Source organism: Amycolatopsis sp. NPDC104863, assembly GCF_055582965.1.
On the sequence record NZ_JBVJOW010000008.1, the window covers coordinates 144,567 to 156,467 of the forward strand.

General features: G+C 72.0%; 9 protein-coding genes. 3 read left to right on the forward strand and 6 right to left on the reverse strand.

Annotated elements, in window-relative coordinates:
- Positions 1 to 58 precede the first annotated feature (58 nt).
- Positions 59 to 772, forward strand: coding sequence for an SDR family NAD(P)-dependent oxidoreductase (locus ACZ63J_RS36705; protein ID WP_465407544.1), 714 nt, complete (start codon positions 59 to 61; stop codon positions 770 to 772).
- Here the strand turns inward: ACZ63J_RS36705 and ACZ63J_RS36710 are convergent.
- Positions 766 to 1,371: a TetR/AcrR family transcriptional regulator gene (locus ACZ63J_RS36710; protein ID WP_465407542.1), complete on the reverse strand. Its 606-nt coding sequence runs from the start codon at positions 1,369 to 1,371 to the stop codon at positions 766 to 768. The genes ACZ63J_RS36705 and ACZ63J_RS36710 overlap by 7 nt on opposite strands.
- Before the next feature lie 83 nt (positions 1,372 to 1,454).
- On the opposite strand from ACZ63J_RS36710, the gene ACZ63J_RS36715 reads away from it, so the two are divergent.
- Positions 1,455 to 2,303, forward strand: coding sequence for an SCO6745 family protein (locus ACZ63J_RS36715; protein WP_465407540.1), 849 nt, complete (start codon positions 1,455 to 1,457; stop codon positions 2,301 to 2,303).
- 6 nt (positions 2,304 to 2,309) lie between these two features.
- On the opposite strand, the gene ACZ63J_RS36720 is transcribed toward ACZ63J_RS36715, so the two are convergent.
- The 5 genes from ACZ63J_RS36720 to ACZ63J_RS36740 form a co-directional block, all read right to left on the reverse strand.
- On the reverse strand, positions 2,310 to 2,984 hold the full coding sequence (locus tag ACZ63J_RS36720) for a response regulator (protein ID WP_465407538.1): 675 nt from the start codon (positions 2,982 to 2,984) through the stop codon (positions 2,310 to 2,312).
- Complete coding sequence (locus tag ACZ63J_RS36725) at positions 2,981 to 4,120, reverse strand: sensor histidine kinase (RefSeq protein ID WP_465407536.1); 1,140 nt, start codon at positions 4,118 to 4,120, stop codon at positions 2,981 to 2,983. Before ACZ63J_RS36725 ends, ACZ63J_RS36720 begins: the two co-directional genes overlap by 4 nt.
- A 39-nt stretch (positions 4,121 to 4,159) precedes the next feature.
- Entirely contained in the window at positions 4,160 to 5,692 is a 1,533-nt protein-coding gene (locus ACZ63J_RS36730) for an alpha/beta hydrolase (protein WP_465439798.1), read from the reverse strand.
- Positions 5,693 to 5,836: 144 nt separating this feature from the next.
- Positions 5,837 to 7,195: a glycoside hydrolase family 10 protein gene (locus ACZ63J_RS36735; RefSeq protein WP_465439800.1), complete on the reverse strand. Its 1,359-nt coding sequence runs from the start codon at positions 7,193 to 7,195 to the stop codon at positions 5,837 to 5,839.
- Between the two features lie 143 nt (positions 7,196 to 7,338).
- Positions 7,339 to 8,238: a hypothetical protein gene (locus tag ACZ63J_RS36740; protein ID WP_465407530.1), complete on the reverse strand. Its 900-nt coding sequence runs from the start codon at positions 8,236 to 8,238 to the stop codon at positions 7,339 to 7,341.
- A gap of 333 nt (positions 8,239 to 8,571) precedes the next feature.
- Here ACZ63J_RS36740 and ACZ63J_RS36745 point away from each other — a divergent pair, with 333 nt between their 5' ends.
- Positions 8,572 to 11,898, forward strand: coding sequence for a LamG-like jellyroll fold domain-containing protein (locus tag ACZ63J_RS36745; RefSeq protein ID WP_465407528.1), 3,327 nt, complete (start codon positions 8,572 to 8,574; stop codon positions 11,896 to 11,898).
- The last annotated feature ends 3 nt before the right edge of the window (positions 11,899 to 11,901 follow it).

Here is an 11,901-nt window from a genome sequence, read left to right on the forward strand (position 1 = left end):
GAGCGGCGGCGTCCTTAGCGTGGCAAGTAGACAACCGGTCTACTACCGAGGTGGAAGCATGAGCAGCACGGGTCAGAAGGTCGCGATCGTCACCGGGGCCTCGCAGGGGTTCGGCGCCGCGATCGCCGACGGTTATCGCAAGCTGGGCTACGCGGTCGTGGCGACGGCGCGGTCGGTCGGGGAGTCGGGTGACGCCGGCCTGGTCACGGTGCCCGGCGACCTCACCGACCCGGCGACGTCGCGGCGGGTCGTCGACGCGGCGATCGAGCGGTTCGGCCGGGTCGACACGCTGATCAACAACGCCGGCGTGTTCGACGCCAAGCCGTTCACCGACTTCACCGAGGACGACTTCACCCGGCTGGTCTCGGTGAACCTGGGCGGCTGGTTCCACCTGACCAGGCAGGTGGTGCCGCACCTGCTCCAGCAGGGCGGCGGGCACATCGTGCAGATCACCACCAGCTTCGTCGACCACCCGATCTCGGCGGTCCCCGCGTCGGTGGCGATGCTGACCAAGGGCGGCCTGCAGGCGGTCACGAAGTCCCTCGCGATCGAGTACGCCGGGCGCGGCATCCGCGTCAACGCCGTCGCCCCGGGCATCCACAAGACCGCGCTCAACCCGCCGGAGACCCACGCCGAACGCGCGGGCCTGCACCCGCTCAACCGCATGGGCGAAGTCAGCGACGTCGTCGACGGCGTGCTCTACCTCGAGAACGCGCCCTTCGTGACCGGCGAGATCCTCAACGTCAACGGCGGGCAGAGCGCCGGTCACTGACCCCGAGCGGATGCGCCGACGAGGGCCAGGCAGCTGTGCCACATCGTGTCGAGGGGGCCGATGTTGTTGTAGAGCTTGGCAAACAGCACCTGGCCCTCCAGCTGGGCGACGATCGCCTGGGCGGCCGCGGCCGCGTCGGGGACATGAGCGTCGCCCGCGGCCACGGCTTCCTCGACGACCGCCTGCACCAGGTTCGCCTGCTTCGCGAAGATCTCCTGCAGCGCCAGCCGGATGGGCTCGGCCTGGTTGCTCAGCTCGAGGCTGAGGTTGCCGAACAGGCACCCCGAGACGGTGCCGCAGCGGACCTGGCCCGCCCGCTGCGCGGCCGCGGTCGACTCGAAGAGGTCGCGGAGCTTCCGCAGGGGAGCGCCGGGCCCTTCGAGCGTCCCGCGCCAGGACTTCTCCTGCTCGGCCCACTCTTCGGCGAGCACGGCCAGCGCCAAGGCCTCTTTGGACTCGAAGAAGTAGTAGAAGCTCCCTTTCGGCGCTCCGGCCGCCTTGCAGATCTCGGCCACGCCGATCGCGGAGTAGCCCCGCTGCTCGATCAGCTGCCGCCCCGCCGCGAGGATCCGCTCCCGGCCGTCGCTCGTCCTGCCCACGACCCCGACTATACGACCGGTTGTCTACCAGTTCGCGAAACTGGGACCCACTCGCCGTACCGACCGGATGGTATGTTGCCCGCGTGATCGAAACGGCGCGCCGGACCTGGCGATTCCTCGAGCCCTACCACGGGATGATCTACTTCGCCCCGGAAGCGGCGGCCGCGTACGAGGCACTCGGTCTCACCGGCCGCGCCGGGTACTTCGCGTCGAGGTCGGCCGCGCTCGGAGCGGTCCCGGCGCCGGTCGTGGTCGCGACCTTCTTCAACTTCAACCCGGTCCTCGTCCGGGAGTCGATCACCACCGCCTGGTCGGTCACCGACCCGGCCGCCGTCCTCGCCGCGCGGCACGCCGCGGCCGACCAAGCCCTGCGCGGCATCCTCGGCGACGCGATCACCTCGCCCGAGATGGGCCGGGCCGCCGCGCTCCTGCGGGAGGCCGCCGAGTCGGTCGTCGATGACGTCGTCGGACGGCCGCTTTTTGCCGCCCACGCGGCCCTGCCGTGGCCCACCGAGCCGCACCTGGTCCTGTGGCACGCGCAGACGCTGCTGCGGGAGTACCGCGGCGACGCCCACGTCGCGGCGCTGCTGACGGCGGGCCTGCGGGGCATCGAAGCCCTCGTCACCCACGCCGCGTCCGGCGCCGTCCCCGCCGAGACCCTGAGGACCTCCCGGTCGTGGTCCGAGGACGACTGGAACCGGGCCGTGGCCGGCCTCCGCGAGCGGGACTGGCTCACCGACGACGCCGCCCCGACGTTCACGCCGGCCGGCGAGACCCGGCGAGCGGAGCTCGAGAAGGCGACCGACGAGAACAGCGTGACTCCCTACGCCCACATCGGCGAGTCCGCCTGCGCCGAACTGCAGACCCTGGTCCGCCCGTACAGCCGGGCGCTCGCCACGAAGCTGATGCCCTGGGCGCTCGCGCGGCAGTAGCGGCGCTCAGCCCGCGGCGCTGACCAGCCCGCTCCGGTAGGCCAGCACCACGGCCTGGACCCGGTCCCGCAGGTCGAGCTTGGTGAGGATCCGCGAGACGTACGTCTTCACCGTCTCGACGCTCAGCACCAGCTCGGCCGCGATCTCGGCGTTCGACAGGCCGCCCGCGATCAGCCGCAGCACCTCCAGCTCGCGGGGCGCGAGCCGGTCCAGGGGACCTTCCGCGGGCGCGGGCGGCTGGATCCGGTCGGCGTACCGGCCGATCAGCGTCCGGGTCACCGCGGGGGAGAGCAGCGACTCGCCACGCGCGACCGTGCGCACCCCTTGCGCCAGCTCGTCCAGGGGCGCGTCCTTGAGCAGGAACCCGCTCGCCCCGGCCCGCAGCGCGTCGTAGACGTACTGGCCGACGTTGAACGTCGTGACGACCAGGACCTTCGCCGGGGTCACCGCGTCGGGGCCGGCAACCCGGCGGGTCACTTCGATCCCGTCGAGGAACGGCATCTGGATGTCCATCACCACGACGTCCGGGCTGAGTCGTTCGACCTGGGCGAGGGCTTCGCGGCCGTTCGCGGCCTGGCCCACCACCTCGAAGTCCGGCTGCGCGCCGAGCACTGCCACGTAGCCGGCGCGGATCAGCTCCTGGTCCTCGCAGATCAAAACGCGGGTCCGGGGGCCGGTCATCGGACGCTCTCCAGGAGCGTCGTCGGGAACTCGGCGTGCACGCGGAACCCGTCCGCCGACGGCCCGGCGGTGAACCGGCCGCCCAGCGCGTCGACGCGGTCGCGCAGCCCGGTCAGCCCGCGCCCGCCGGAGCCGAGCGCGCCGGCCTCGGTTGCCGGACCTTGGGTGGTGACCTCGATTTCGAGAAGATCCGCGCCGTAGCCGACGCTCACTTTCGCGGGCCGCCCGGCGGCGTACTTCGCCGCGTTGGTCAGCGCTTCCTGCACGATCCGGTACGCCGTGAGCTCGGTTTCCGCCGGCAATGCCGTGCGCTCACCGGATTCGACGAGCTCGACCACCCGGCCCGGCTGCTCGACGAGCCCGCGCAGCGCGCCCAGGCCCGGCGTGCGCGCGCCGGTCGCTTCGAGGACGCCGAGCAGGAACCGCAGTTCGGTGAGGGCGTCGCGGCCCGAGCCGGTGATGGTCGTGAACACCTCGGGGAGGCGCTCGGGCGGGAGGTACTGCGCGGCGTCGGCCTGGACGACCATGGCCGTGACGTGGTGCGTGACGACGTCGTGCAGCTCGCGGGCGAGCCGCGCCCGCTCGTCCGCCGCCGCGGCCCGGGCGGTGAGCCGCCGCCGTTCGGCCTCCTGCCGCCGGCGTTGCCGCACCAGGGCGCCCAGCGACCAGAACAGGACCAGCACCGCGTAGTAGACGAGGAAAGTCAGCAGGTCCGACGGTGATCCCCGCAAGACGACCAGCACCGCGAAGACCGCGTACCCGGCGGACACCGCCGCGGGCAACACCCGGCGGAACCGCTCTTCGCGCGCCCCGGCCGAATAGAGCGCGAAGTACAGCGCGAGGCTGGCGATCGTGGGGGAGTAGGCGAGCACTTCGTGCGCCGCGAACGACGTCGCGATGATCGCCAAGGTCGCCGCGGGCCACCGGCTGCGCACCGCCAGCGGGAGCGTCTGCCCGAGCACCAGCAGGACCGCTGGGAAACCGCCGTCGTGCCGCGGCAGGTCGCCGAACTGGGCGCCGAGCATCGCCAGGCCCGGCACGAACGCGGCCGCGGTGCAGGCCACGGCGAGCGCGCCGTCCCGGACCCCCGGAGTCACGCGCGCCCAGCGGTTCCGGAGACGTCCCAGCGTCGGCATGGCGGGCAGCCTAGCGACGCCGGGCGCTCCCCGGGGCGGCTACTGCCGCGTGACGTCGGTGCAGTCGAGGTCCTTCTCCGGCAACCGGCCGCTGTCGAGGAATTCGACGGTCGCCTGGTCGGCGCAGGAAGAACCCTCGTGGTAGACGTAGTGCCCGCCGTTGTCGACCCCGACCAGGACGGCCCGGTTCCCCAGCGCGTGGCGCAGCCCGACGGCGGAGTCCCACGGCGTGGCGTGGTCACGGCGGTTCTGCAGGATCAGCGTGTTCCGCGCACCCTGGTCTGTCACGGCCACCGGCTTCTCGACCGGCTGCGGCCAGAACGCGCAGGGCCAGATGTTCGCCGGCATGCCCGCGGTCAGCGGCCAGGTCTTCCGGTCGGCGGCGGTGGCCTGGGCGTAACTGCCGACGTCGTGGGACCATTCGGCGTCACCGCAGGTGAGAGCCAGGAACATGGTCGCCTGGTTGTCCGCGGGAACCCCCGGTGTGGGTGGGGTGTCGGCGAACACCTGCTGGACGACCTTGCCGTCGGCCTCGGTGAGGTGGCCGTCGGCGAGGTCCGCGGCGGCCTTCCACACCTGCGCGAGCACCGGCACGGTGTTGTTGTGGATCAGCAGCGCGTAGGTGAGGCCGCGCAGCATCGCCCCGCTCAACGCCTGCGGCGTGCCCGGCACCTGCGCCGGCCGCCGGTCGAGCCGGTCGGCGAGCGCGAGGTAGGTCCGGGTGACTTCGTCGGCGGTGGCGCCGAGCCCGAGGACGGCGTTCTGCCCGGCGGCGACGGCGGCCGCGTCGGGGAACCGCTCGGCCATGCCCTTGCCCCAGCTCCGGGCCTCTCCGGCCCAGACGTGCGCGGGGTCGACGTTGCCCTCCAGGACCACGCGGTCGGTGTGGTCCGGGAACAGCGAGCTGTAGACGGTCCCGAGGTAGGTGCCGTAGGACTGGCCCCAGTACGAGATTGTGGCTTCACCGAGCGCTTCCCGGACCCGGTCGAGGTCGCGGGCGGTGTTGGCGGTGGTGAAGTACCGCAGGGTGTCCCCGGCCTTGGCGGCGCACTTCGCGGCCGTGGCGCGGGCGGCCTGGACGCTCGCGTCGATCGAGCCGTCGGCCGCGGGGTAGGGGAAGAGGGCCGCGACGCTCGGGTTTTCGAGGCCGCAGGTCTGCGGGGTGCTGGTGCCGACACCGCGCGGGTCGAAGCCGATCAGGTCGTAGCCGTCCAGGACGGACTTCGGCAGTGTCGGCGCCATCGCACCGGGTGTGTCGAGGCCGGGCAGCGCCGGACCGCCGGGGTTCAGCAGCAGGACGCCGTGCCGCTTCGCGGGATCGGCGGCGGCCAGCCGGGAGATCACGACCTCGACGGAGGTGCCGTCCGGGCGGCTGTAGTCCAGCGGGACCTTCAGTTTTGCGCAGGTGAGCCGTGGGTCCCGCGTGGTGCCCGGCGCCGCCGCCGGGCACGCACCCCACGCCGGCGACGCGGCCGCCGGGGTGTCTTCGTCGTCCGCGCTGTCACATGCGGCCACGCCGAAAACGGTCAACGTGGTGACCGCCAAGGCCGCGGCCAACCGGGTTTTCCTCATGGTGCTCGCCCCTCCCGTTGCCGCGGCGGCGGGCCGTTGGCGGCCCGCCGTCCGCGGTGACGGCGACGAAGCTAGCGAGCGGAGGACGGGGAAGACGTCACCCCGGAGCGAGCAGATCCGGTAGCTCGCCCGGGGGACACGGGCTCAGGAACTGCTGCAGCTGACGCTGGGCCAGTTCCGGTTTCCGTTGTGCATGATGGTGACGCCCCAGTTGTTGCCGTTCCCGTTGGGCGTCGCGATGAGCACCTGGCTGCTCGGCCAGGTGGCGTTGATGTTCCACGTGGTGCTGATCCGGGCCGGGCTCGGCACGGTCATGGTGACCGTCCAGCTGCTGGAGCCGCTGACCGACACGTTGAGGTTGTACCGGTCGTTCCACGACTGTCCCGCCGAAAGCGACGCGGTGCAGCTGCCGCCGCCCGGTGTGGTGGTCGGTGTCGTGGGTGTCGTCGTCGGGGTGGTGGTTGTGCCTCCGCCGGAGTTGAGGACGTTCAGGACCGAGTCGTACGCCGACTTCTTGTTCCCGTTGCCGTCGAAGAGAAGCGGGCTCTCGCCGGAGCGCCAGGAGTCGCTGTCGCGCACGCCCCACACGGTGATGCCGACGCAGCGCGCGACGTTCATGCACGCCTGGGTCAGCGCGGAGTACTGCGAGGTGGACGCGTTCGTGACGTCGACCTCGGTCAGCGCGACGTCGACACCGAGGGCCGCGAAGCCGGAGATCGTCGTCTGGAGGCTGCTCGGGACCGAGCTGCCGCCGGTGAAGTGGGCCTGCAGGCCGACGCAGTCGATCGGCACGCCACGGGACTTGAAGTCCCGCACCATGTTGTAGACACCCTGGGTCTTGGCGTAGTTCCAGTTGTCGATGTTGTAGTCGTTGTAACACAGCTTGGTCGAGGAGTCGGCGGCGCGGGCGGTCTTGAACGCGACCTCGATCCAGTCGTTGCCGGTGCCCTGCAGGTTCGACGACCGGCGGCTGCCGTCTTCGTTGAAGGCCTCGTTGACGACGTCCCAGTACGCGAGCTTGCCCTGGTAGTGGGCCATCACCTGCTGGATGTGGTTGATCATCGCGTTGCGCAGCGTGCTGCCGCTCATGCTCTGCATCCAGCCCGGCTGCTGGGAGTGCCAGGCCAGCGTGTGGCCGCGGACCTTGGCGCCGTGGCCGACCGCCCAGTTGTAGATCTGGTCGCCCGAGGAGAAATTGAACTGGTTCTGGTTCGGCTCGGTCGCGTCCGGCTTCATCTCGTTCTCGGCGGTCACCATGGTGAACTCGCGCGCGGCGATCGTGGTGTAGGCGGAGTTGCTGAGCTTCCCCGCGGCGATCGCCGTGCCGAAGTACCGGCCGGACTGGGCGGCCGCGGCGCCCAGCGTGCTCGCGGCGGCATCGGCGCCGGGAGCGGTCACCAGGACCGCGGCCGTCGCGGCGACGGTGGCCGCCGCCGCGAGGACCCGGCCGGCGGGGGACCGCCACCACGCCTTGCCACGCGGGCTCGACAAACCTCTGGCCATTCGTGAACTCCTTCCGGGCACACGCCCAGGAGGAGCAAGTCGCCGGTGACCTGGACGCTCGTCTGCTGCTTGCAGCAGAACACGCGGCTTTGGCGCCGGACAAAGAGTTTCGATCGACTTTCGAGCCCGCGCGGTTCCGGCCGCTACCGCTGGTACGGCCCGCGCGGCGCCTGGTGTCCCGGCGGCGGAGGCTGCTGGAACCCCGGCGGAGGTGGTGGGAATCCCTGCTGCTGCGAGGACCCTTGATGCTGGGGGTGGTCGGGTTGCTGCGCGACGTCCTCCTGCACCGGAACTCCCTGCGGCCCGAACCCCGGCTGCGCGAAGCCGGGCTGCGGCGCGAAACCCGGCTGCGGCGCGAAGCCGTGCTGCGATCCGCTCGCGGGGGCGGCTGGGCTGGATCCCGGCGCAAAGCCGTGCTGCGGTCCGCTCGCGGGGGCGGCCGGGCTGGATCCCGGCGCAAAGCCGTGCTGCGGTCCGCCGACGGGGGCGGCGGGGCTGGATCCCGGAGCGAAGCCGTGCTGCGGTCCGGCCCGGGGGACGTCCGGACCGGCTCCCGGCGCGAAGCCGTGCTGCGGTCCGCCGGCGGGGACGCCCGGACCGGCTCCAAGAGCGAAGCCGTGCTGCGGTCCGGCCCCCGGAACGGCCGCGCCGGATCCCGGAGCGAAGCCCTGCTGCGGTCCGCCCACGGGGATCGCCGCGCCGGATCCCGGGCCGCCCGGCCCGGAGCCCCGGCCGGCCCGGCGCCGGATCGCCACGACCAGCCGCCAGCCGCACGCGGCCGCGATCGCCGTGCCGATCCCGAACGTCACCCACCGGCCGCCGCCCTCGAAGGTCTTCTGGGCCTCGATGTCCTCCTGCCGCTTCTCTTCGTAGGTCTCGCTGGACGTCTGGCCGTAGTGGGTCGTCTCGCAGGTCTGCCCCGGCCGCATCTCTTCGCTGCCGCACAGCACGAGGTCGCTCGAGCTGCCGGTGCCGAACAGGCCCAGCGCCATCAACCCCAGCCCGAACAGCAGGCCGATCGACCACCAAACCACGCTTTTCATCCGTTCCCTTCCGAGCCGTGTGCACTGGTGCGGTAACGCCCGAACGGCCGAACGGTTTAGTCCGCGGCCAGGATGAAAGCTGTCGCCGACCGAGTCGGGTTGATCACAGCCCGGGTTGCTAACGTTTTCCGCCCCCTGGATTCGAGCCCCCGAACACCCCCGTTTTCCCAGGTCAGAGCCCATCGGGCAGTGGTCGCCGCCACGCCAGATGTTGGTAACTAACCGCCGTGCGGGCAAACCCGTCTTGGTGAATCCTTGGGGTGCTGCTACAAGATTCCCCGGGATCAAGATCGGATCCGGCCGCCGTGGCCGGCCGAAGGTGGGGGAGTCTTCGTGCGTCTGCTTCGTCGTGCCGTGCTGCCTGTGGTGGTGGGCGGTCTTTTCGCGGCTTCGGTTCCGCCGGTGGCGGCCGCCGCGGTTCCCACCGGTGAGTCGCCGGCGGTGACGTCGGCGCTCGCGGCCGCGAAGCGCTCCGGCGCCGCGGTCGGTGTTCCGGAGGAGACCACCGCCTACGCCGAGGTCTTCGCCAACCCGGACGGGACCCTGACCCGGCGGGAAAGCCTGGAGCCGCAGCGGATCCGGCGCGCGGGCGCCTGGGTCCCGGTCGACCTCACGCTCGCCGCGCGGCCCGACGGCACCGTGGGCCCGAAGGCCGCGCCGATCGAGGTGCGGCTGTCCGACGGCGGCACCGGGGAGATCCTCGCCGCCGCCACGAAGGACGCCCACGAGATCGGCCTCGGCTGGCCCGGGACGCTGCCCGCGCCGAAGCTGGCCGGCCCGGTCGCCACCTACCCCGACGTCCTGCCGGGCGTGGACTTCACGGTCACCGTCACCACCACGGGTTTCAGCGAGCACCTCGTGGTGAAGACGCCGGAAGCGGCGCGCGACCCGAAGCTGCGCGAGATCAAGTTCGCCAACCACGTGCGCGGCGTGACCCCGCGCAAGGCCGGCACCGGCACCATCGAAGCGGTCGACGCCGAGGGCGAGGTCGTCTTCCGCGGGGACGCCTCGAAGATGTGGGACTCCTCCGGCGGAACCGCGCCGGCCGTCTCCGCGCGGTCCGCGACCGCGCCCGAGCCGGTGCAGCCGCCCAAGAAGGCCGAGATGGACGTCGTCGTCACGCCGGCGGCGACCGTGGTCAAGCCCGACGCGGCGTTCCTCACCGATCCGGCGCGGGTCTTCCCGGTGGTCATCGACCCCGAGTACTGGTGGCCCGGCGCCAAGCAGAACCACGTCGTGGTCCAGGAGCCGTGGCCGGAGGAGCACAACTTCAACAAGACCGACGGCGACCTCGGCGACCTGAAGGCCGGGTACCAGGGCGGTTACCGGTCGCGGTCGTACTTCAGCGTCGACGTTTCCGCGATGCGCGGGAAGGTCGTCCACCGGGCGACCATGCGGCCCCGGGTCGTGCACTCCTACTCCTGCAACGGCGGGCCGACCGAGCTGTGGCGCACCGGCGGCATCGGCTGGGGCACCACCTGGAACGCCCAGCCCGGCTGGGAGGTCAACCTCGGCGGGATCGGCAAGTCCAACAACGCCAAGTACTGCCCGACCGACGGCGCGGCCGAGGTGCGGGTCGACGACACCGCGCGCCAGGCCGCGAACGGCGGCTGGACGACCCTGACGTTCATGCTCAAGGCGGCCAACGAAGGCCAGCAGAACGACTGGCGGCGCTTCGCGCTCGACCCGGTCCTCGAGTACGTCTACAACTCCGTGCCCGGCCTGCCCGCCGACCTCGGCATGGAAGGCGGCCAGATCCCGTGCGCCTCCGGGGACGCCCGGCCGTTCGTCTTCACGCCGACCCCGCGGCTGCGCGGCCGGCTGTCCGATCCGGACGGCGGCATGCTCACCGCCCGGTTCTCGCTGCACAAGGGAAAGCTCGGCGCGAGCAGCGAGGTGTGGTGGACGACGACGTCGAACGTCCCCTCCGGTTCGTTCGCCGAAGTGACCGTGCCGTCCGGGATCGTGACCGGCGAAGGTGTCTACAACTGGTCGATGTACGCCAGTGACGGCGGCAGCAACTCGGTCTGGGTGGGCAACTGCGAGTTCGAAGTGGACAAGACCCCACCCGGCACACCCACCGTCACTTCGACGGACTACCCCGTCGGCGGGGACGTCGCGGCCGGCGGCATCGGCCAGACCGGCGCCTTCACCGTGACGGCGGCGAACCCGGACGTCCAGCACTTCCTGTGGTCGGTGACCGACCAGCAGAACGACGACCCGAAGAACCGGGTGAACGCCGAGCGCCTCGGCGGCAGCGGTGTGTTCCGCTGGACACCGGTCACCGACGGGCCGCAGACGGTCTTCGTCCGCGCCGTCGACCGGGCGGGCAACCTGTCGCCGATCGTGCAGTACCCGATCCTCGTCCGGGCCGGCGATCCGCTGACCGGCAACCTGAAGGCGCACTGGAAGCTCGACGGCGACCTCGCCGACGCCTCCGGTGAGGGCCGGTCCCTGACCGCCACCGGCGGCGCGGACGCCGCGGCGCCCGGCTACCTCGGCAACGCCGTCGCGCTCGGGACGGGCAAGCGGCTTTCGGCGACGGGCCCGGCCGTCGACACGGCGAAGAGCTTCTCCGTGTCGGCCTGGGTGCGGCTGGACCAGATCGGGGCCTGGCCGGCCGCGGTCTCCCTGGACGGCAAGCGCACCAGCGGGTTCCAGCTGCAGGCCTCGCCGGACGGCAAGTGGTCCCTGGCCATGTTCGCGTCCGATGTGGACGGTGGTGGCCCGGTGCACTCGCGGGCCATCTCGGCCGAGTCCGTGCAGCCCGGCGTGTGGACGCAGCTGACCGGCGTCTACGACCAGGCCGTGGGCAAGCTGCGCCTCTACGTCAACGGCGCGCTCGCCGCCGAGGTCGCGCACACGAGCACGTGGACGGCGTCCGGTGACGTCCAGATCGGCGCGGCGCTGTGGGGCGGCACCCGGCTCGACTACTTCCCCGGTGCGGTCGACGACGTCCGCCTCTACCAGCGGGTGCTCGTCGGCAGCGAAGCCGCGGCCCTGGCCAACCAGTCGGTCCTGCGGGCGCAGTACAAGCTCGCCGAAGGCGCCGGGACGACGACCAAGGACGAGGTGAGCGGCCGGGACGCGACGTTCCGGGGCACCGCGGCGTGGACGCAGGCCGACGGCTACCCGGCGGCGAAGTTCACCGGCGCGCCCGACGCCGGGTACGGCTCGGTCGAAGGGCCGCGGCCCGAGCTGCGCACCGACCGCTCGTACACCGTGTCGGCCTTCGTCCGGATGGACACCGCCGACGAGGCGCCGCGCACCGCGGTGAGCCTGCGTGACGACAAGTTCTCGCCGTTCATGCTGCAGTACCGGCCCGAGGTCAAGAAGTGGTGCTTCCTGATGTCGCTCGGCGCGAACCAGGAGGGCGGCTGGTGGGTGCCCGCCGAGGCCGACGTCGTGACGCAGCGGTGGGTGCACCTCACCGGCGTTTACGACCTGGCCGCGAAGGAGGCCCGGATCTACGTGAACGGCCGGTTCGCCGGCCGCCTCGGCGGGGTCGCGGGCTGGAACGGCACGGGTGACCTGATGTTCGGCGGCAGCCGCTGGGTCGGCCGGGACGTCGACCCGTTCAACGGCGCCGTCCGCGGGGTCCGGGTCTACTCCGGAACCCTGACCGACAACCAGATCCGGCAACTGCCCGTGCAGGACTGACCG